At 64.7% G+C, this 19,910-nt stretch carries 19 protein-coding genes; 10 read left to right on the forward strand and 9 right to left on the reverse strand.

What is annotated here, in order from left to right; genetic code table 11:
• Nucleotides 1–128: 128 nt before the first annotated feature.
• A complete protein-coding gene (locus PJ259_RS06555) occupies nt 129–836 on the forward strand; it encodes a FadR/GntR family transcriptional regulator (protein WP_271655198.1) in 708 nt (235 codons plus the stop codon).
• A 661-nt stretch (nt 837–1,497) separates the two neighbouring features.
• Nucleotides 1,498–1,989, forward strand: coding sequence for a DUF4126 domain-containing protein (locus tag PJ259_RS06560; RefSeq protein ID WP_271655199.1), 492 nt, complete (start codon nt 1,498–1,500; stop codon nt 1,987–1,989).
• Nucleotides 1,990–2,209: 220 nt separating this feature from the next.
• Here the strand turns inward: PJ259_RS06560 and PJ259_RS06565 are convergent, their stop codons facing one another.
• Nucleotides 2,210–2,425 (reverse strand): hypothetical protein, encoded by a 216-nt coding sequence (locus PJ259_RS06565; RefSeq protein ID WP_271655200.1) that lies wholly within the window; start codon nt 2,423–2,425, stop codon nt 2,210–2,212.
• 262 nt (nt 2,426–2,687) lie between these two features.
• On the reverse strand, nt 2,688–3,308 hold the full coding sequence (locus tag PJ259_RS06570; protein ID WP_271655201.1) for a TetR/AcrR family transcriptional regulator: 621 nt from the start codon (nt 3,306–3,308) through the stop codon (nt 2,688–2,690).
• A gap of 141 nt (nt 3,309–3,449) precedes the next feature.
• Between PJ259_RS06570 and PJ259_RS06575 the strand changes: the two genes are divergently transcribed.
• The 8 genes from PJ259_RS06575 to PJ259_RS06610 all read left to right on the forward strand — a co-directional run bounded on the left by PJ259_RS06575 (nt 3,450) and on the right by PJ259_RS06610 (nt 11,441).
• On the forward strand, nt 3,450–4,712 hold the full coding sequence (locus PJ259_RS06575) for a serine hydrolase domain-containing protein (RefSeq protein ID WP_442964873.1): 1,263 nt from the start codon (nt 3,450–3,452) through the stop codon (nt 4,710–4,712).
• A gap of 124 nt (nt 4,713–4,836) precedes the next feature.
• Complete coding sequence (locus tag PJ259_RS06580) at nt 4,837–6,171, forward strand: alginate export family protein (protein ID WP_271655202.1); 1,335 nt, start codon at nt 4,837–4,839, stop codon at nt 6,169–6,171.
• A 41-nt stretch (nt 6,172–6,212) separates the two neighbouring features.
• On the forward strand, nt 6,213–6,701 hold the full coding sequence (locus PJ259_RS06585; protein WP_271655203.1) for a DUF3237 domain-containing protein: 489 nt from the start codon (nt 6,213–6,215) through the stop codon (nt 6,699–6,701).
• Nucleotides 6,702–6,777: 76 nt separating this feature from the next.
• Nucleotides 6,778–7,950: an MFS transporter gene (locus PJ259_RS06590; RefSeq protein WP_271655204.1), complete on the forward strand. Its 1,173-nt coding sequence runs from the start codon at nt 6,778–6,780 to the stop codon at nt 7,948–7,950.
• Between the two features lie 362 nt (nt 7,951–8,312).
• Complete coding sequence (locus PJ259_RS06595; RefSeq protein ID WP_271655205.1) at nt 8,313–8,516, forward strand: hypothetical protein; 204 nt, start codon at nt 8,313–8,315, stop codon at nt 8,514–8,516.
• 377 nt (nt 8,517–8,893) lie between these two features.
• On the forward strand, nt 8,894–9,211 hold the full coding sequence (locus PJ259_RS06600; protein ID WP_271655206.1) for a hypothetical protein: 318 nt from the start codon (nt 8,894–8,896) through the stop codon (nt 9,209–9,211).
• 221 nt (nt 9,212–9,432) lie between these two features.
• The gene (locus PJ259_RS06605) at nt 9,433–10,398 is read left to right on the forward strand and encodes an endonuclease (protein WP_442964892.1); all 966 of its coding nucleotides are present in this window, start codon (nt 9,433–9,435) and stop codon (nt 10,396–10,398) included.
• A 275-nt stretch (nt 10,399–10,673) separates the two neighbouring features.
• The gene (locus PJ259_RS06610; RefSeq protein WP_271655208.1) at nt 10,674–11,441 is read left to right on the forward strand and encodes an ATP-binding cassette domain-containing protein; all 768 of its coding nucleotides are present in this window, start codon (nt 10,674–10,676) and stop codon (nt 11,439–11,441) included.
• On the opposite strand, the gene fhuF is transcribed toward PJ259_RS06610, so the two are convergent.
• From fhuF to PJ259_RS06645, 7 genes are all read right to left on the reverse strand, one after another.
• Nucleotides 11,438–12,184, reverse strand: a complete 747-nt coding sequence (gene fhuF / locus PJ259_RS06615) for a siderophore-iron reductase FhuF (RefSeq protein ID WP_271655209.1) — start codon at nt 12,182–12,184, stop codon at nt 11,438–11,440. The two genes, PJ259_RS06610 and fhuF, sit on opposite strands and share 4 nt — an antisense overlap.
• 93 nt (nt 12,185–12,277) lie before the next feature.
• Complete coding sequence (locus tag PJ259_RS06620; protein ID WP_271655210.1) at nt 12,278–13,276, reverse strand: GNAT family N-acetyltransferase; 999 nt, start codon at nt 13,274–13,276, stop codon at nt 12,278–12,280.
• Complete coding sequence (locus tag PJ259_RS06625) at nt 13,273–14,265, reverse strand: TauD/TfdA family dioxygenase (RefSeq protein WP_271655211.1); 993 nt, start codon at nt 14,263–14,265, stop codon at nt 13,273–13,275. Before PJ259_RS06625 ends, PJ259_RS06620 begins: the two co-directional genes overlap by 4 nt.
• 13 nt (nt 14,266–14,278) lie before the next feature.
• On the reverse strand, nt 14,279–14,482 hold the full coding sequence (locus PJ259_RS06630; protein WP_059315275.1) for an MbtH family protein: 204 nt from the start codon (nt 14,480–14,482) through the stop codon (nt 14,279–14,281).
• A 79-nt stretch (nt 14,483–14,561) separates the two neighbouring features.
• Nucleotides 14,562–15,488 carry an ABC transporter substrate-binding protein gene (locus PJ259_RS06635; RefSeq protein WP_271655212.1) on the reverse strand — a complete coding sequence of 309 codons (927 nt, stop codon included), beginning with the start codon at nt 15,486–15,488 and terminating at the stop codon, nt 14,562–14,564.
• A gap of 1 nt (nt 15,489) precedes the next feature.
• Nucleotides 15,490–17,430, reverse strand: a complete 1,941-nt coding sequence (locus PJ259_RS06640) for an iron ABC transporter permease (protein WP_271655213.1) — start codon at nt 17,428–17,430, stop codon at nt 15,490–15,492.
• 165 nt (nt 17,431–17,595) lie between these two features.
• A complete protein-coding gene (locus PJ259_RS06645) occupies nt 17,596–19,767 on the reverse strand; it encodes a TonB-dependent siderophore receptor (protein ID WP_271655214.1) in 2,172 nt (723 codons plus the stop codon).
• Nucleotides 19,768–19,910: the final 143 nt, after the last annotated feature.

The raw sequence follows: 19,910 nt of genomic DNA on the forward strand, positions 1-19,910 counted from the left end.
GAATCAGGTGACAGCTATTCGTCATCTTGTATGATGAATTTTCTATCGATGCAACCCTTCATCCCGCCCTCCTTCGCTCAGCTACGCTGGAAAGATGGGTGTTCATCCACCGTGAGACCTGAAAAAACATGCTGAACGACGCCACCCCTAAACTGGCCGAACAACTGGCCAAGCGCCTGAGTACGGCGGTTCATTTAGGGCAGCTCGCCGGGGGAACTCGGCTGCCTACCGAACAAGCGCTGGGCGAGCAATACGGGGTCAGCCGCACCGTGGTGCGTGAGGCCATATCGATGCTCAAGCGCGAAGGCATGCTCACGTCGCGGCAAGGCAGCGGTACCTTCGTCGTCCCCAACCCGTCCGTGGCGCTACGATTGTCGCCGCCGCAGGGCAACTTCGAGGCCGTGGTGGAAATCCTTGAGCTTCGTAGCGCGCTGGAGATCAAGGCCGCCGAGTTGGCCGCGGCACGGCGGACCAATGCCCAACTACGGGCTATGCGCAACGCCCTGGCCGAACTCGACGAAGCGGTCGAGCGAGGCGAGGATGGCGTACGCGAAGACCTCGCCTTTCACCGGTCGGTGGTAGCGGCAACAGGCAATCAGCATTTCCTGGAAACTATCGATTTCCTGCACCAGCTGGTGCAGCAGGCGATCAGGGTGACCCGCCGCAACGAGGCGCGTGATGCCCGCTACATGCATCAGGTCAACCAGGAGCACCAGGCACTGCTGGAGGCGATCGCTGCGAGTGACAGCGAGGCGGCACGGCGAGCGACCTCTACTCACCTGCAAAATGCCGAAGCCCGTCTGCGTGAAGCACAAAACGAAGCCGATACTCTTTAAGAACAAGGACCACGAGAGGCCTAACTGATGACGGCCAGGTCCCGCGTTGGGAGAGTTGGCCTCGGCTTGTATTCATCACCCTCTATCGCTCAGCGGTGCTCCCTGCTCTAGGGCTCGCGTACAGGACTTCCCTTTCTCCTCCGCTGCTATCGCGGAAGGCGCGATCGATAGTGGGCGAAGCCTGGAATGGGGTGCGAGAAGGTGCTGCAGGGTACGAGCGCTGCGCCTGTTAGTGCCTTGCCGTCATTAACGGGAGTAACGCGCGATGTGCTATCACACCCACTTCTTTGCTTCGACATGGGCGTCGTAGTTGTCTGGGGGCAAGAGACTTAACGCCATGGCTGCGCCATGCTCGATCAGTATGCCGTGACAGTTTGATCCTCGAAGGCGCGGTAGAGACTGCTTATTGAGATGCCGAGGTCTTGGAGGCGCGGGAAAGGTCGCGGGACACCCCGGTAGCGTCGCGTAAGCGCTTCGAACGCCTGGTCTTTGTGGGCGGGGTCCTTGGTAGAGCCGAGCATCTCGCCGCCAAGCCGAGCGATCTCGGCCAGCGGTGCTCCCGCGCGACTTCTGGCGCGTGGGTACGACCTTCGGTGCCATCAAGCTGAACAGTCCCGTGCACACCCGGTCCGTATGGGAACAGCCACCGGGAGAATCGACGATGACGACAGCCAGCAATCTGTTGTGGGGCGCTGTGGCGATTGGCGTGGTGACTGGCATGCGCAGCATGTTGGCGCCGACCATGGTCAGCCAGGCGCTGGCCGAGCGTGCGGGCATAGCGGACGCCGGCGAACCCGCGCGCACCCTCGCGTCGCACCGCGTACGGCGCTACGTGATGCCCCTGGCCGCCGGGGAGCTATTGGGCGACAAGATGCCCTTCGCCCCAGACCGTACCATCGCGCCATCGATGCTGGTTCGTGCCATATCGGGTGGTGTCAGCGCGGCAGCACTGGCAAGTGCGCGGCGGCAACCGATAATGCTGCCGGCACTGATCGGTGCGACCGCCGCCTGTATCGCCGCCAAGGTTGCGATCGATCTGCGCAAGCGCTACGGCACCAACGCCTGGCTCAATGCGGGTCTTGGCGTGGCCGAGGATTGCATGGCCGTATCGCTGGGCAATGCCGGGTTGCGTCGAGCACTACAGGATTGCTAGGCCGAAGGTTGCACGCCGCTCGCAATCCGCGCTTCGGTCTGGTCTGTCCAGTACGGCGTAGGCGGCAGGACAGGAGATATCAGCTCATCGGTATCGCTTTCACTGCATAGCCTCCCGTGGTGAAGAGACCTGGCTCATCTGCTCGAATGGCGACGAGCCAGCGTCCCATGAGAGCTGGGCAATCCACACCTTGGTTAAGTGTTATGGGGTACGAAGACGCTCATCCGCCAGCATCGGTACCTGGCGGGCGCTGGAAAGTACGCGCCCATTCGAGCAGATCATTTTCTTCATCGGTACGATCGTCTGGACCAGATTCTTCAAGCACGGTCACTAGCCGATTCATGAAGGCTCGATCAGCGCGAGCCTGATCGATGATCCTGTTCAGGTTCAATTGACCGAGCCGCTGGAGAGGAACCTGAAATTCATTGTCTTCCATGCGAGGACGTCTGTTCCTAGAAGCACGGCTGCCGATTGCCGACTGGCCTATTGCCATCATCTACCAGGAAAGTATCCGTCCGGAATTGGTTATCGCAAAAAGTGTCGAGAATGATGACTGAACCGCAGTCGGTAGCTGGCTTGGGGCTGTTGCCCTAGGCATTGCATCGCTGTTCGTCAGTGGCAGGCGAATCCTAGCTCGCCTGCCCCGTTCTTCCCGCTAGCGTCGCTCAGACGCCTGGCAGGCCAAGCGCCCTTGCCCGTCATGCTGGAACCGCACGCATGCCCTCGAACATCAGGCGCGTGGTGTTGCGAACGTTGGCGGCATGCCCTTGCCGATCCATCCGGTCACTGGCCGTCAGGCGAAGCAGCTGCAGATGGGAGTAGTCGTTGAGCAGGAAGGCGGCCAATTCCACATCCAGGTCGGCGCGCAGCTTGCCGGCGGCCTGCAATTCGCGCAGCACGTTGGCGATCTCGCCCTGTAGCCCTCGATTCATCTGCCGGTAGGCCTCGGGCAGACCACTGTTGCCACCTACCAGCACCAGTGGCAGCAGCTCACGCCAGAGCGCGGCGGGCAGCACCTCGAGGGCATAGCTGACGAGAAGGTGTTCGAGGTGGCAGAGCGCATCGACGGGATCATCGAACTCGCGGATGCGCTTGCGCACATCGATCAGCGCGCGGCGATCGGACTCCTTGATCATCTCCAGGATGATCTCGTGCTTGCTGCCGAAATACTTGAACACCGTAGGCGCCGAGACGCCGGCATCGCGGGCGATCTGCTCGACGGTGGTCTCGCGAAAACCCTGGCGCTGAAACAGTGTCACCGCCGCTGCCGAGATGGCACTTCGGCGTAATGCCTTCTGACGCTCGCGTAAGCCGCTCACCGTCGCTCCTGATTTCTGGGATAGCGGAAAGCATAGCTGCCCCGGTTTGGTCGAGAAAATATTTTATTGACTAAAGAAATTAACAGGGTTAATTATTTTCCCGTACCTGCTCGACGCAGGGCAACTGCCAGGATGAGTCTGATGAACCAGATCCTCGACCGCTCCCTGGTTTCCCGAAATCGGGAAGTCAGCGAGATGTACGACCAACAAGAACAAGAGCCCGTACTGATGCAGGGTTTCCCTGCCGAGCCGGAACAGCGCGTGACCTGGGCCAACTGGATGTCGCCGCCGTTCAATCGCTGGGGCTTCCGCAACCTGGCGCGCCTGCGCCCCACCATCGACGTCGCCGCCGGCCCACGCCCCGACGCGGTGCTGGCCTATGCGCCGGTGGCCCTGGAAGGTCTGACGTTCGAGAGTTCCTGCGGCCGCAGCGTTACCGCCCTCGACCATCTGCTGGCCAGCAAGACCGACGGCTTCCTGGTGCTGCACAAGGGGCGCGTGGTGTACGAGCGCTACTTCAATGGCCAGGTCGCCACTGACCGCCACATCATGTTCTCGGTCACCAAGTCGCTGATCGGCGTACTCGGTGAACAGCTGGTCCACCAGGGCGTCCTCGATCCCCAGGCGCAAACCCAGCACTATGTACCGGAGCTGGCTGGCAGTGCCTTCGGCGACGCCACCGTGCGTGAGCTGTTCGACATGGCCGTGGGCGTCCATTACACCGAGCTGTACGACGATCCGACGTCGGAAAGCTCCCAATACGGCTACGCCTGCGGCTTCAAGCCGGCACCCCCCGAGTACGCCCAGTACGAATCCCTGTACCAGTACCTGCCGGCGCTGCGTAAACGCTGCGAGCATGGCGGGCTGTTCCATTACGTGACGGCCACCACCGAGGTGCTGGCCTGGGTGATGGAGCGCGCCAGCGGCGTGAGCTGCGCCGAGCAGTTGCAGGCGATCTGGCAGCAGCTGGGCTGCGAGCGCGACGGCCATTTCATGGCCGACCCCTGGGGCCGCAGCGTCGCCGGCGCCGGCTTCAACGCCACCCTGCGCGACATGGGTCGCTTCGGCCTGATGCTCGCCAACGGCGGCCTGGTCGAGGGCCAGCAGGTCATCGACCAGGCGGTGATCGACGCCATCGCAGCCGGCGCGGACCCTGCCATCTACGGCGTGCACAAGGATTTCTCCGAGTGGACGCCGGGCGCTTCCTATCGCAGCCAGTGGTACGTCTTCAACGACCACAGCCCGGCCATCATGGCCAGCGGCATCCACGGCCAATACCTGTTCGTCGACTTCACCTCGGACGTGGTGATCGTCAAGCAGTCGTCACTGCCCGAGGCGGTCACCGAACTGGATATCGACACCGTGCGCCTGCTGCGGGCCATCGCTGCCCAGTTGCACGGCTGACCGACACTACAAGATCCAGGAGCGCCGGCTCGCCAGCGCTCCTACCTGCTGCGTCAGGTATCAGGTGGCCGCCTTGGCCGCCCTTCACTGCCCTGTAATAAAAAAGATTAGACAGGAGCTTCATATGTACGGACTCAAGCGCTGTTTCCGCGCGCTATTCGCGCTCGGCGTTCCGCTGGCCAGCCAGCCGGCCCTGGCGGGCTATCCGTTCCAGTACGAGAACCTCACAGGCGAGGTCAACCTGACGGTTGGCGGCGCCTCCATCACCACCCGCGGCGTCAACTTCGGCACCGGCCGCGTTGACGTGCGTAGCGGCGAGAACGACGGCAGCAAGATCGGCTGGCAGGAGTTCTACGTCAAACCCGGCGTTACCCTCGATTACTCGCTCAGCGATACCGTCCGGTTGCTCGCGGGTGGTTCGGTGGTCGCCGCCACCACCTTCGGTGATGGCGATGCCGGTGGCTTCACGCGCAGCTCCGACGGCCGCGTGGCACCTGAAGAACTCTATGCCGGGGTGCAGGTGGGTGACTGGACGCTCACCGTTGGCCGCCAGAACTACCTCATCGGCACCGGGTTCATCGTCATGGACGGCAACCTCGATCTGTTCGGCGATGGCGCCTATTGGCTCGGCCCCCGTACCGCCTTCAGGGACTCGGCGATCCTGGCGTGGAATCCTGGACCGATCCAGGCACAGGCCTTCACCCTGCGCACCGACGACCACTACGGCGATTTCCGCCTGAGTGGCGTAAACCTGGACTACGACTTCGACGGCCAGGTAACGCTCGGTGCCATGGCCATGACCGTCGACACCCTGGCCAGCAGGAGCAGTACCGCCGTGCGCCGCGATGGCATGCAGGTCTACAACCTGCGCGCCCTGCGCGGCCACCTGCCGGGCGTGCCGAACCTGACCTTGAATGGCGAATACGCCGTGCAGCGCGGCGGCGACGGCCCCCTCACCTACGACGCCAAAGCCTGGTACGCCCAGGCCGACTACCAGTTCCAGGACCTGCCGCTCACCCCCACGCTGGGCTACCGCTACGCCGTGTTCTCCGGCGACGACAACCCTACCGACAACCGCCAGAAGGCCTGGGACCCCCTCAGCAAGGGCTTCACGGACTGGAGCAACTGGCTGGTCGGTGACGTGGTGGGCAACTACCTGCTGTTCAACAGCAACGAGCGCGTCCAGCAATTCTCGATCAAGAACCGCCTGACCGACACCTTCACGCTGGGCGCCATTCACTATCAGTTCTGGCTCGACGAGAAGAACTTTCGCGGCGCCGCGGTGAGCGACCGACGCTTCGCCGACGAGACCGTGGTGTACCTGGACTGGACGCCGAACAAGCACTTCTACAGTTCGCTCTCTTACAACTGGGTGCAGGCCAAGTCCGCCGCCAAGCAGGCGTTCGGCGACAACGACCGCTTCAGCGCCCTCGAACTGTATTTCACCTATCGCTATTGAACCCGAGTCACAGACGCCCCTCGGGGGCACAGGAGTGCGTGATGACAACGACAACGCAAACCGGACTCGGCGTGCCGACTCTGGAATGGGTAATGAGCATCCATGTCGCCATCGCCGCCGGCGATGGACTGGGTGCTTGCACGGATGGCCAGCGCCGCAACTACCGGATACTGGGTGGGCATTTCGAAGGTCTGAACGTTCGTGGCGAGGTGGTCGCCGGCGGCGCCGACTTCTATCTGCAGCGCAGCGATGGCGTGGGTGAGCTGGACGCGCGCTACAGCCTGCTCAGCGACCGAGGCGAGTGGATCAATATCCACAATACCGGCCTGATCGTGCTCAGCGACCAGGGACGAGAGCTGGAGGCTCAGGGCATCTGGCCCATCGCCGAAGAGGAATACCGCTGCCACTGCTCTCCACGCTTCCAGGTGGCGCGCGGGCGGCTCGACTGGCTGACCCGCAGCGTGCTGATAGGCAAGGTGAGCTATCCCGCCGCCGACCAGGTCGCCATTCACTGCTATCGACTCGCCTGACCGGCCTCCCCTATCCCCAGGCATGCTTTCCACTGAAGCGGCCGCCACCCCGTGGCCAGGCCGGTAGGTATCGATCATGACCCTCGCCAAGCAAACCGTCGTGCGCGCCGCGTGCATCCTCATCGCCGCGGCCTCCATTCTCGTCATAGGCGTGCAGCCGATCTTCATCGGGCTGCTGACCGAGCGCCTGACCCTGACCCTGGCCCAGCAAAGCTGGACCATGTCCGTCGAAATGTGCGGCTCCATCGTCGGTACGCTGTTGTACCTGCCGATGATCCGCTACCTCGGGCCACGCGCCATCGCCCTCAGCAGTGCGCTGTTGCTGCTGTTCGCCAACGCCGCCACCGCCAGCATCACCGCGCTCGATCCGCTCCTGGTGCTGCGCTGCCTGTCGGGCCTCTGCTCCGGCGTGCTCTATTCCTATGCCATCTACTGGCTGGGCAGCATGAGTGGGCAGGACAGGTCCTTCGGCATCCTGCTGTTCGTGCAGACCGCGCTTTTTTCCAGCAGCGCGGTGATCATGCCGATGATCGCCGAATGGCAGGGCTTCGCGGGGGCGATCTACTACCTGTCGGGCTGGTTCGGCCTGGTCTGCCTGCTGTGCTTCTGCCTGCCGGTCAGGCAGAGCGCGGATCAGCAGTACCGCTCCAGCGAGCCACTGCTGTCCGGGCTGACCCTGGTCGGCGTCTGCTCCCTGCTTGGCATGCTGTTCCTGCAGCTGTCGATCTATTCGCTGTGGGGCTTCGTCGAAGGCATCGCCAGCGATGCTGGCGTGGCGCCGGTGGAGATCGGCTGGGCGATCAGCATCGGGCTGCTGGGCGGCCTGCCCGGCGCGGCCCTGCCCAGCGTGGCAGGCCGGCACCTGGGCCGGGTACCGATGATCCTCACGGGCTCCCTGGCCGTGCTCGGCGCCATCTACCTGCTGGCGGCCCGTATCCACACGGCGTCGGACCTGATGATCGCGGTGTTCCTGATGAACTTCGGCTGGAACCTGGCGCTGTCCTACTACATGTCTTCGGTGGTGACCCATGATCCGACCGGTCGCCTGACCAAGCTGGTCGGCGTGGTGCAAGTGGCCTCGGCTGCCGCGGCGCCAACCCTGCTGAGCCTGTTCATCGAAGGCAACGACCGGCGCAGCCTCTTCGTCCTCTCCTCGGGCGCCATCCTGATCGGCTGCGTCCTGATGGTCGTCATGCTGTCGCTCGGGCAGCGCAAGGCACCCGGTAAAGCCCTGGACTACTCGGCCTGATCCTGGAAACTGAACGAGCGGGACGGCGGTGGGCCCTGCCCAGGCTCCCCTGCCGTCCTGCGCAGCAACGGGGTGCCCGGTCAGGGATAGCGCTCCTGCCTGGATCGAGCGCCTTGCCTTCCCACCGTGATGCTCATCTACGGTCACTTACCGCCAGCTCTCGACCTGATCGAACGGAAGCCTCTAACGCCGCTGTCATACGCCGCGGGTTAGCTCGCTGTCCGCTTGCTTGACGCTGGCTTTGGGCGGACAAACCGTCTATCAGCCAAGGACCTTTCTGCGTTAAGGATTATTGCACCACCTAATTCGCGGAGGCATAGTGGCCATACGCCACCTGCCAAACCCAGATCTCGAGTGCGTGCATGTCCAGTGATAACGACACCCAAGTCCGCGAAGCCTTGCTGGCCCTGCATCGCCAGCTGCAGGAAAACGCCGCCCAGCTAGGTAGCATCGATTGCGAGGATTCAGGCGCCCGCGCCATGATCGACGCGATCAACGCCCTCAATGAATTTGCCGCGACGCTGGTGGTAGAAGCGTCCCTGCTCGTTCCTTTACCCGCGTTCTGAGCAGGCTCGACCAACAGGTACCTGGGACCACGTCTGAATGATTGGCAGGCATCGCCGCATGCTTTCTCCGTCCCTGATTTCGTATGCCCTTATGTCGAGCCCTTGCGCTTGCGGGAGGGATTCGCTGGCGATGTACGGCAGGCCTGCACGCGCGAAAACGGCCAAGAGAATGCACCGGCGCCAGACCTCGACAGGAACTCTCATTAGACATCGCGATCATAGTTAGCATGAGTGCTCCAACCCTCATTGACTTTAGCCCCGCCTTAGCGCGGGGCTTTTTTTGTCTAGCGACAGCGCACGATGACGGTTGTAGGGCGCCACCTCCGAGGTGCTGACACAGCACGGTCAGCCCCCTTCCTCACCACGAGAACCTTGCCATGCGCCCTCTGTTGCTACCCCTGCTGCTAGCGCCCGCGATTCTGTTTGGCACTCCCGCGTTCGGCCAACAGGCGTTGGAAACGGATAGCGACTACCTTCAGCAGCGCGCCGCCTCCCTGAATGAGCGCATAGACACTGCCGTGAAGGAGCGCCAAGTCTCCAAGCCAGAGGCAGCGAAGCTGCATTTGGCGGTGGGGCGGGTGCAGACCCTGGCGGGGCATCTGCAAACGCGCAACGGAACCATCAGCCGGCCGGATGCGGACGCGATGAACCAGAAGCTCACTGACGTCGAAAGGATCCTCACCCACCAGCCTTGATGGGCAAAGCGATCGCCGACCGTCACTCACGACGTGCACGCCCGCCTGGCGCAGCGGCGTTGCGAACGGCGGGCTGGGCAGCGAGATCGAACCCGCACCTGAAGCCAAAGGAGCGCCCGTTACTCGAATCGACAAGGATCTAACTGACTACGCCCGCCGTGCTCCGGGCAAAAGCTATACAATTCGGCGCCCTATTCGACCTGTGAAGATTCATGCGCCTTTTGCTCTCACTGCTCCTCGCCGCTCCGCTGCTGGCTACCTCCGCTTACGCCGCACCGCCTGACACCTTCGTTGAAGCCAAGGTGATCGCCAAACAGAAAGTCTATTTCGACCAGAACACGAGCGCCCAGGGTGATCTGTACTGCGGTTGCAAATGGGAGTGGGTAGGCAAGTCCGGCGGCCGGCTCGATGCCTCGTCGTGCGGCTTCCAGGCCCGCAAGCAGGAGACCCGCGGCGAGCGTACCGAGTGGGAGCACATCGTGCCGGCCTGGACCTTCGGCCATCAGCGCCAGTGCTGGCAAAACGGCGGACGTGAACACTGTGTCGCCGACGATCCCGTGTTCCGCGCCATGGAGGCTGATCTCTTCAACCTCTACCCCGCCGTGGGCGAGGTGAATGGCGACCGGGCCAACTTCAACTACGGCATGGCTCAGGGCGTACCGTCGCAATATGGCCAGTGCTCGACCAAGGTCGATTTCCAGGGGCGCACCACTGAGCCCCGCGATGACGTCAAGGGTCTGGTGGCCCGAGTCACCTTCTACATGTTCGATCGATACGCGCTGAACATGTCCCGTCAGCAGCAGCAACTGCTCATGGCCTGGGACAAGCAGCATCCGGTGACCGCCTGGGAACGCGAACGCGATCAGCGGATTGCCGCCGTGATGGGTTATGGCAACCCGTTCGTGTCCGGTGAGCGCCATTGGACGCTGGGCTACAAGCCGGTCGGTGACGGCATCGTCAGCCCCCTGCCAGCCCCGAAGACGGCGCCGGTTGCGCCGACGAAGAGCGCCAGCCCCGTGAAGGCTGGCCAGGGCGTGATCATCGGCAACCGTAACAGCCATGTCTATCACCTGCCCGAAGGCTGCCCCAGCTATACCCAGGTATCGCCCAAGAACCAGGTCAGCTTCGCTTCCGAAGCCGAGGCAAAGGCGGCAGGATTCACCAAGGCCGGCAATTGCGCGCCCTGAGCTGAAGAGCGCATCCGGACAGCAACCAGCCGCCTTGCACCAGGCGACGGCTTGGGTTTGCTGTCTGGTATCCGGGCGCTCCTGTTTCAGGACCACGGCGCTGTCCGCGAGCTTCCGTCCAGCGACGGCGACCGCGGCCCACCCAGCACCACCACGGCTCACCGATAGCCATCATCGACTGGGTTTTCCCTGGCTGATGGCCCCTCGACTCGGTAACCTAGCGGTGCACTGTTCATGGATTCTTTCCCCTACATTCCCCAGACACAGGGAAGGCAATGTTCGAGCTGGACAACGTCGGCTTTTCGCTCAACGGTCGTGCACTTCTGCATCCGGTGACCTTGCAACTGCCTCGTGGCCGGATCATCGGCTTGATCGGGCACAACGGCTCGGGAAAGTCGACGCTACTCAAGCTGCTGGCGCGCCAGCTCGCGCCTTCCAGCGGGTCGCTGACCCTGGATGGCGAAGCCCTGGCGACCTGGAAAACCCAGCGCTATGCGCAGCAGGTGGCCTATCTGCCGCAACAGTTGCCGGCGGCCGAGGGCATGACCGTCCAGGAACTCGTCGGCATGGGTCGCTATCCCTGGCATGGCGCCCTGGGTCGCTATGATCGCCAGGATAGGGAACACGTCGAGCGGGCGCTGCGGCTCACGGGTACTGACCGCTTCGCCCAGCAACTGGTCGACACCCTGTCCGGGGGCGAGCGTCAGCGGGTCTGGCTGGCTATGCTGCTGGCGCAGAACACCCGCTACCTGCTGCTCGACGAACCCACCTCTGCGCTGGACATCGCCCATCAGGTCGAGGTGCTGCAGCAGATCCAGACGCTGGGTCGACAGCTGGGCCTCGGCATCATCCTGGTGCTACACGAGATCAACATGGCGGCCCGCTATTGCGATCACCTGATCGCCCTGCGGGCGGGCCGGGTACTGGTGGAAGGCAGCCCCGCCGAGCTGATGAACGGCTCGACGCTACAGGCCATCTATGGCATTCCCATGGATGTCCTCCCGCACCCCCACGACGGCACACCGCTCGGTTTCCACTGCTAGCCCGCGGCCGTGGGCTGCGGGCCCTTCAGGAGCGGGCAGTTGCTGCAGAGTTCTTCTTCCGGCAAGCGGTAGCGGATGCAGCACACTCGCCGCTGCCGCCACTGCCAGGAAGTTCTCTCGACGCCACCCGCCAGGGGTAGCTCCACATAGATCACCGGCTTGAACAGCGGATTGCGCTCGCCCTGAGCGTCGCACGGCTGCTCGAGCCAGTGCTCGAAGGGCGGCAGCGATCCGGGCTGAGGCCGGACCTTGCGCAATTCGCCAGCGAACCATTCCAGATAATTGCCCGCATTGCTCCAGAGCACCTTGGGCGACAACCTGATCTGCGCGCAGGCCCCTTCGATGAAGGGACGCAGATTCTCCCGCACCAGCGGTTCCAGGAGGTCCGAGTGGTCGTCCGCAAAGGCTTCACCGCCATGGGGCAGCACGAAGGCCGCTGGGAGCCGGGCCTCGTTCAACACCAGCCCCAGTTGGTCGACAGCGATCGGAAGCCGCCAGCGCAGCAGCAGCGAGGCCGCCACCACCGGCGGAATCAACCGGGAAAAGTAGTACTTGGACCAGACCGAGAGAAGCGCGCGGCGATCCAGCCCCGGATCGCCGCCATAGCCCTCCAGCAGCTCCGGCAGCCCTTCTTCCAGCAACCGGCCAAGCGGCATCACCGCCGCCTCCTCCGCGTGCAGCCGCAGCACCGAAGCGAACGGCTGGAGGGGGCCGGTGAACAGGGGTGCCAGCGCAGGAATCATCAGCCGGGCGATCCGGCAGCAAGAAGAGCGGAATTCATCGGGTCACCTCAGGTCGTTGTCCCGTACGGGCCCAGTGCAGCGGCGGTGCCTCTCTCATGCCAACACGCAACGGTCGAAGAAACGTTCGCGCTCCAGCAGCATGAGCGCGGCGCGCTTGTGAGGAAAGTCAAAGTCCTTCTGCCGGTAGAACCCCTGGCGCTGCAGGTAGCCGATCATGCGCTCGTTATCGGCGCGAGGCTCGGAGACGATACGGCGGGTGCGTGGCTCGTCCAGCAGCAGATAGTGCACCAGCGCTGGCAGCCAGCACGCCACACGCTGCGGGCCCCGCAGACGCTCCTCTCCTACCAGCATATGGATGCCGCGATCATAGTCGTCGACCGCGTAGAAAGGGGCGATACGATCCTCGGCCGCCCAGTAGGCTTCGAAATAGGCGAAGGGCTCGTCATCCAGGCTACCGACCAGGGTTAATACATGAGGGTCGGCGGCCTGTCGCTGCAGATAGGCACGGTGCTGGTCGAGGCTGCCCTGCTCCTCCCAGAAGGTCGCCACGCGCGGCTGGTTCTGCCAGCGATGGAACAGCGGCAGATCGGCCTCCAGGGCCAAGGCGCGCAGGCTGATCCAGGCGCCGAGCCGATGATCGTAGCGACGATAGACGTCCCCCTCCGGCTTGGGCGGACGGCAGGGGTGACGGCGCTGGCCGGTCAATTGCGCCAAGGCGGGATAGCCTGCGCTGCTCACCGGGCCCAACCAGGGCTGGGGTCGTTGCCAAAACTGGGCGCGCCAGCTGCGTAGGCCGCCCTCGATGCCCTGGGTCAGCAGCCCCTGGCGCAGCGCCTCAGGTAGCGCCGGCAAGCCTTCCCAGAGCAGCGCCGGCGCCTCGGGCTCACGCAGCAGCAAAGCCAGGGCGAGCGCCGCCAGACGCTCGGTGGTCAGGTCAGAGCAGCCACCCGAGACCTGCACCCTCAGCCCCTCGGGCGTGGCGTGCTGGCGACAGCGCAACCAGAGTTCATCACCCATTCGCCAGAGGCTCTCACCATCGAGCTCTTCGTGCACCAGGCGCAGGCCACCCGGCAGTTGGACGACAGACGTCATATTGGGATCTCCCGGGGCAAAGGGTCTTCATGGCGGCCTTCGGTCATGGCCACCACCACCTTGCGCGGCCCCTTGAACGGGGCGCGGCCGTGGGCGGTGAGCATGTTGTCCAGCAGCAGGATGTCGCCGGTGCTCCAGGGAAAGAGGATGCGACTCTCGTCGAGCACACCGCGAATCTCGTCCAGCGCGCTGTCCTCCAGCGGCGTGCCATCGCCGTAGAAGACATTGCGTGGCAGGTCATCCTCACCGACCGTCTCGAGCAGCACCTCACGCATCTCCGGCTCCAGTGCCGAGACATGGAACAGGTGCGCCTGATTGAACCAGACCCAGTCGCCGGTACGCGGGTGCTGGGCCACTCCCTGGCAGAGCTGGCGGGTCCGCAGTTCGCCGTCCGCCTTCCATTCGCACGCGATACCTCGAGCGGCGCAGAAACGCTCCACCGCCGCGCGATCATCGGTGTCGAACACCTGCTGCCAGGCCACGTCCAGACCATTGCCATAGTTACGTATATAGCTCAGCCGCTTTTCGGCAAACCGCCGACGCAAGGCCGGATCGATGCGGGCGAACACCTGACGACTGTCGGCGATGGGCGTCTCTCCCCCCTCCTCCGCGGCCTGGGCGCAATAGAACCAGATGCGCATGGGCCAATCGCAGGTGTAGGCCTGCTCGTTATGCAGTGGAATCCACTGACGCGCCGGATACTCGGTGGAGGTGTAGACGCCATCGGCTGTCACCCGGCTGCGCGGCGTGGAGCCGAACTCGTAGTTCAGCAACGGGTGGCCGAAGCGAGTCGCGAAGGCCTGGAAGCCGGCGACGTCTGGATTGGCGAAACCGTGCAGGAGAATCCCACCGGCCGTTTCCAGATGCTGCTCGACCAGCGCGTGTAGCGAGGCGAAGACATCCTCCAGCCCGCAGCCGGGTGCGCGCGGCGACAGGCGCAGCGGCAGACCAGGCTCCAGCTGCAGGAGATCCGCAGGTACCGTCGTCATTGAGGCCTCCGGTCTAGTTGGCCATGGCCTGGCGCAGGCTCAGGGGACGCATGTCGGTCCAGACCTGCTCGATATGGGCCAGACAGGTGGCCTTGTCGCCGCTGAACCCGATGGCGGTCCAGCCGGCCGGCAGGGCCTTGTAGTCCGGCCAGATCGAATACTGCTCCTCGGCATTGATGACGACCTGGAACTGAGTGGTGTCGCTGTCGAAACTCATGGCAAACCTCCTGCAGAGCGACCGCCTTGTGCGGCTTTCCTTCTAGAGGACGAACGAGGTGCCCTGCTGTTCAGCACCTTCATGGCGCCGCTGGCAGTCCACGCAAGGCGGCGGCAACCTGGCGCGCCAGCAGCGCCACGCTGGCCGGCCCGCCAAAGGTCCAATAGGGGCTGGGCAGGCTGGCGTATCGACCGCTGCGTGCCAGCGGCATGGCCCGCCAGAGGTCCGTGCGAAAGAAGGGATGCCCGGTCTGCTCGCCGACGAACAGGGCCGTGAGATCCGGTACCGCGGCGATCTCCTGTACGTCATGGTAGCGGTGCAGCACCCGCTCGGAAGCCAGGGGCCAGGGGTCGCGTCCTCCCAGGCGGCGGACCAGGGCATTGATCAGTACCCGCCGGTTGAGGGCGATGAATACCCCCTGCTGTGGCAAGGGAAAGAGCACGGCCAAAGGTCGACCGACGACACCTGCCGCCTGCGCGGCGGTCTCGGCATCGGCCATGGCGCTGGCGGCCTGGAGACTCACCGTGGCCGCCGCCGGCTTCCGTCCAAGCCGCTCACCCAGGTCGGCGAGCAGCGCGCTGGCGCGAGCCAAGGCGTCATCATCCCCCGTCTCCAGCCCATATCGATAGAGCAGGGTCGGCGCCAGGCTTTGCAACCGGCGGAACAGCCCCAGATGCAGATAGCCGGAGCCCAGGATCAGCTGAGGACGCAGTCGGGCGATGGCTTCCAGATCCGGCTGCTGAACGCTGCCCAGTGGCTGGCTGGCTTTCAGCAGATCGGTACCGAGCCCAACGTAACGTCGGTAGCCTTCCAGGTTGGCCACCCCGACCGGGGCCAGCCCCAGGGAGGTCACCAGTTCGGTCGCCACGTCATCGAGGGTGACGATACGCAGCGGCTGCTCGGGCAATGCCGCTGACTGGCGCGCCACCAGGTCTGGGTTGGCGGCTGCCATACCGGAAACGCCGAGCAGGATCAGCAGCAGGCCAAACAACAGACGGACACTCATCTCAGGACCGCCGATAGCTGCGGGCCAGCAGCAGTAGAAAGGCCGGGGCCCCGAGCGCCGCCGTGGCGATGCCCAGGGGGATATCCAGCGGTGCCAGGGCCCAGCGCGCCAGGAGATCGGCCAGGACCAGCAGGCAGGCGCCCAGCAGTGGCGCCACCAGCAGGCGTTGATGGGCGCGATGCAGACCGAGCAGCCGGACCCCATGGGGCACCAGCAGCCCGACGAAGGCGACCGGGCCCACCACCGCCACCGCGGCCGCGATCAACACGCTCGCCAGGGCTACCAGCAGGAGCCGGCGGCTGGCCACGGACAGGCCCAGCCCCGTCGCCACGCCTTCATCCAGCCCCAGCAGATCCAACCAGCGCGAGGTCAGGCCGGCGGCGCCCAGGCCGAGCACCAGCCAGGGCCACAGCATCCCGACATCCTCCCAGGTCCGACCGTAGCTGCTGCCAACCAGCCAGGTCAGAGCCTGGGCCACATTGCTCGCATACTGGGCGATCAGCACACTGGACAGTGCCAGGACCAGCCCGCTGATGGCGAAGCCGGTCAGCACCAGGCGCAAGGGCTCCAGCCCGCGCTTCAGGTTGGCGCCTATCACCCAGGCCAGGGCGAGCCCGGCACCCAGCCACGCCAGCGGAAAGCGCCACTCGGCCGCCAGATCCGGCGCCAGGACGATGGCGCCCAGCACGGCCAGCCCAGCGCTCTGGCTGACTCCGAGGATCTCCGGTCCGGCCAGCGGATTGCGGGTCACCGCCTGCAGCAGCAGCCCACTGGTGGCCAGCAGGGCACCGGCGCCGGCATCCACCAGCAGCCGCGGCAAACGCAGATCCAGCAGCACCCAGGCCGTGGGCGCACCGCCGAGCAACGCCTGGAAGAACGCCCAGGCGCCCGTGCCACCACCGAGGCCTGCCAGGCCCAGGCCCAGCAGCAGCACCAGCAGCCCGCCGGCAAGGGGCATGGCCGCGCCACGGCGCGCAGGCATCTCGCCCCCGCTCAGGCCCACGGCGCTACGGGGCCCGACACTGAGGCGGCGCAGTAACAGCAGCAGGCAGAGCGAACCCAACAGGGCCGAGAGCACACCCAGGGGCAGGCTGATCCAGCCGGCCATCAGGCGTACCAACAGGTCGGCGGCCAGGGTCAGCACGGCGCCCCAGAGCCCGGATAGGGCGACCAGGTGGGAGGGTCTGTTGACCCCCAGGCCGAGGCGCAGCAGATTGGGCGCGATCAGACCGATGAAGCCCAGAGGGCCGGCCAACTGGATGGATAGCGCCGTCAGGACACTGGCCAACAGCAGGCTGATGGCCTTCACCCCGGCAGGTGGCAGGCCCAGGCCGCGCATCTGGTTATCTCCCAGCCGCGACAGGTCCAGTGGCCGCCGTAGCAGCCAGACGCTCAGCAACGCCAGCGGCAACAAGGACGCGGCCAGCGCCAGGTGGCCCCACCCCAACTGGCGCAGGGAACCGGTATTCCACAGCGACAGGACCAGGGCGGCGCGATCATTGAGGCTGAGGAACAGCGTGATGGCAGCAGCGAAGGCCTGGGCGATGGCCACACCGGCCAGTGTCAGGCGCAGGGGCGTGGTGTGCCAGCCACCGGCCATGGCGAAGGTGAACACCCCTGCCAGCAAGCCGCAGACGAATACCAGCGGCAGGCCGAGGAAGGCCGGCAGCAGCAGACTCAGGATAAGACCCAGCTGGGCCCCGGCGGTGATGCCGAGCAGATCGGGGGACGCCAGCGGATTGCGGGTCACTACCTGCATGAGCGCCCCGGCGATCCCCAGACTGGCTCCTACCACCAGACCGGCCACGGCACGCGGCAGTTGCAGCCACCAGAGCGCCAGCCCTGCCCAGGACGGCGAGCTTGACCAGGGCGCCGCCCAGGCCTCGGCACCTGGCCAACCCGAGGCGAACAGTGCCTGCCAAAGAAAAAGGCCGAGCAGCAACAGGCTACCCAGCCCAAGGGAAAGAGGCCAGGCGGGCGACCTGGAGAGGAAGCGCCTTGAAAACCGCGACATGGAGACTTCGCTTGAGCAACGCGGGCGCAGCCTTGCGGCTCCGCCCGTAACGGGACAGTGGATCCCACGCCGGGTGTGGCGTGGGACTCGAACTTACCAGCGATAGGCAACGGTGCCGATGACGCTGCGTTCATCGCCCCAGTAGCAACGACCGGCGTCGTTGCAGCCCGAGACATACTCCTTGTCGAACAGGTTCTTGGCGTTGACGTCCAGCGACCAGTGGCGACCGAAGTCATAGCCGATGCCCGCGTCCACCAGGGTGACGTCGCCGGTGTCCAGCTTGCCGTAGGTAGTGGTGTAGGAGGACACGCTGTCGATGTAACGAACCCCGCCCGACAAACGCACGCCGCTCAGGGCACCGTCCTTGAACCTATAGGTCAGCCAGCTGGAGGCGAAGTTGCGGGGTACCCCGCTCATCTGGCGATCCTCGAACCGCGAGCCGGGAGCGTCCTTGGTGATGCGCGCGTCGGTGTAGGTGTAGGCCGTCACCCAGTTGAGGTTGTCGGTGAGGTTGCTGTTGACCTCCAGCTCGAAGCCTTTGGAGCGGCTGGCCCCGACCTGGCGCGGCAGGTTGTTCTCGGTGATGACGTCGTTGTCCTTGCGCAGGTCGAACGCCGACGCCGTGACGCTGGTGTTCCAGCCCTTGGGTTCGTACTTCAGCCCTACCTCGTATTGCTCGCTGGTGATGGGGCTGAACGCCGGGCCGTTCACCGGTGGCTGCTGCACCGGCACGAAGCCGCGCGCATAGCTGACATAGGGCGACAGGCCATTGTCGAACTGGTACATCAGCCCGGTCTGCCAGGTGAACTTGTGGTTCCAGTCGCTCTCGTCCTGGGCCGCCGCGGCGAAGGTGCGGCGGTTGCGGTACTCGCTTTGGGCCCAGTCCATGCGTCCGCCCAGCAGGAAGATCCAGTTGTCGTACTTGGTCTGGAGCTGGCTGTAGGTGCCGTACAGGTTCTGGGTCAGCAGGCTGTCGGCAACGGAGAGCGGCGTCGCCGGGTCACCGGCATAGGCCGGGTTGAAGACATCGACGAGAATCGGCGCCCGGGGATCGTTGGCGTTCCAGTCCTGACTGAAGGACGTACGGTCGTATCCCGCGCCCAACAACAGGGTGTGGTGGAAGTCGCCGGTATCGAACTTGCCTTCGAGCTGGTTATCCAGCGAGTAGACCATCGACTTGTTCTGGCGATCGTACGCCGACACCGCGACCGTGGTGCCGAACCCGCCCTGATTCAGGGCCCCCGGCCAGATCTCATGCCGGTCGATGCGCGACTGCAGGTAGCGGGAATTCTGGCGGAAGGTCCAGACCTCGTTGAACTGGTGAGAGAACTCGTAGCCCAGGCTCCAGGTCTCGCGCTCGAACTTGTCCCAGTCGGGGTTGCCGAGCATGGCGTGCCGGCTGATCTTGCCGTTGGGGTTGTCGAGCAGGGTTCCAGCGGCCGGATAGCCCAGCTCGATGGCCGTGCGGTCGCGCTGATAGCTGGACAGCAGCGTCAGGGCGGTGCTGTCGCTCAGGTTGAAGGTGATCGAAGGCGCAATGTAGAAGCGGTCATCGGGTACATGGTCCACCTGGGTGTCGGACTTGCGCCCCAGCATGACCACCCGCCCAAGCACACTGCCGTCATCGGTGAGCGGTCCGGAGACGTCCAGTCCGAGCTGGCGCCGATTGTTACTGCCATAGCTTGCCTGTACTTCGCCACGCGAATCAGCCGTCGGCCGCTTGCTGACCAGGTTGACCAAGCCACCCGGAGCGTTCTCGCCATAGAGGATGGAGCTTGGACCGCGGAACACCTCGACCCGCTCCAGCCCATAGGGCTCCGAGGTAGTGTCGTAGCGGTTGCCCTGCACTCTCAGGCCGTCGCGATAAAGCCCATAGCCGTAGTCGGTCGCGTTGAAGCCGCGGATGAAGAAGTAGTCGCCGGCCAGACCGTCGCCCACCGCGAAGGGCGGCGCGAAGATGCCTGGCGCATAGCCCAGGATGTCGGTGAGGGTTTGCGCCTGCTGGTCCTTGATGCGCTGCTGGGTGACCACCGACACCGAACGCGGGGTCTCCGCGAGCGGCGTGCTGGTCTTGCTGGCGGCCATGCTGTTGTTGGCCTTGTAGCCCACGTCCGGGCCGACCGCCGAGGGCTCGGCCTCCGCGGTGATGGTCGTCGGTGCGATGGCGGCAGGCGTTTCTTTCGCCTGGGCCACCGCCTGGGTCTGCCAGGCAACGGCTGCCGCCAGCAGAGTGATATGGATTCCGTGAGCTACGACGTTGTTCATGGCTGCCAGCTGTCCTTGAAATGATCCGTAAAACCGCGTGCCAGGCACGCTTCCCCCTAAACCGCCCAGTACTCTATTACATGGCAATGAGATATCAAATAATAATCGTTACTATTTACGCGACAGGGGATTCTCGGGTGCCA

The sequence above is a fragment of the Pseudomonas sp. JBR1 genome (assembly GCF_028198185.1).
Classification (GTDB): domain Bacteria; phylum Pseudomonadota; class Gammaproteobacteria; order Pseudomonadales; family Pseudomonadaceae; genus Chryseomonas; species Chryseomonas oryzihabitans_E.

What these genes read in the sequence shown, in the direction of transcription:
- PJ259_RS06630 (WP_059315275.1), bottom strand. Translation starts at nt 14,482, where the DNA reads ATGAGTTTCGACAGCGACACCACTCAGTTCCAGGTCGTCATCAATGCC.
- PJ259_RS06575 (WP_442964873.1), top strand. Translation starts at nt 3,450, where the DNA reads ATGAACCAGATCCTCGACCGCTCCCTGGTTTCCCGAAATCGGGAAGTC.
- PJ259_RS06580 (WP_271655202.1), top strand. Translation starts at nt 4,837, where the DNA reads ATGTACGGACTCAAGCGCTGTTTCCGCGCGCTATTCGCGCTCGGCGTT.
- PJ259_RS06590 (WP_271655204.1), top strand. Translation starts at nt 6,778, where the DNA reads ATGACCCTCGCCAAGCAAACCGTCGTGCGCGCCGCGTGCATCCTCATC.
- PJ259_RS06555 (WP_271655198.1), top strand. Translation starts at nt 129, where the DNA reads ATGCTGAACGACGCCACCCCTAAACTGGCCGAACAACTGGCCAAGCGC.
- PJ259_RS06595 (WP_271655205.1), top strand. Translation starts at nt 8,313, where the DNA reads ATGTCCAGTGATAACGACACCCAAGTCCGCGAAGCCTTGCTGGCCCTG.
- PJ259_RS06635 (WP_271655212.1), bottom strand. Translation starts at nt 15,488, where the DNA reads ATGAGTGTCCGTCTGTTGTTTGGCCTGCTGCTGATCCTGCTCGGCGTT.
- fhuF (WP_271655209.1), bottom strand. Translation starts at nt 12,184, where the DNA reads ATGATTCCTGCGCTGGCACCCCTGTTCACCGGCCCCCTCCAGCCGTTC.
- PJ259_RS06625 (WP_271655211.1), bottom strand. Translation starts at nt 14,265, where the DNA reads ATGACGACGGTACCTGCGGATCTCCTGCAGCTGGAGCCTGGTCTGCCG.
- PJ259_RS06565 (WP_271655200.1), bottom strand. Translation starts at nt 2,425, where the DNA reads ATGGAAGACAATGAATTTCAGGTTCCTCTCCAGCGGCTCGGTCAATTG.
- PJ259_RS06620 (WP_271655210.1), bottom strand. Translation starts at nt 13,276, where the DNA reads ATGACGTCTGTCGTCCAACTGCCGGGTGGCCTGCGCCTGGTGCACGAA.
- PJ259_RS06600 (WP_271655206.1), top strand. Translation starts at nt 8,894, where the DNA reads ATGCGCCCTCTGTTGCTACCCCTGCTGCTAGCGCCCGCGATTCTGTTT.
- PJ259_RS06560 (WP_271655199.1), top strand. Translation starts at nt 1,498, where the DNA reads ATGACGACAGCCAGCAATCTGTTGTGGGGCGCTGTGGCGATTGGCGTG.
- PJ259_RS06585 (WP_271655203.1), top strand. Translation starts at nt 6,213, where the DNA reads ATGACAACGACAACGCAAACCGGACTCGGCGTGCCGACTCTGGAATGG.
- PJ259_RS06645 (WP_271655214.1), bottom strand. Translation starts at nt 19,767, where the DNA reads ATGAACAACGTCGTAGCTCACGGAATCCATATCACTCTGCTGGCGGCA.
- PJ259_RS06610 (WP_271655208.1), top strand. Translation starts at nt 10,674, where the DNA reads ATGTTCGAGCTGGACAACGTCGGCTTTTCGCTCAACGGTCGTGCACTT.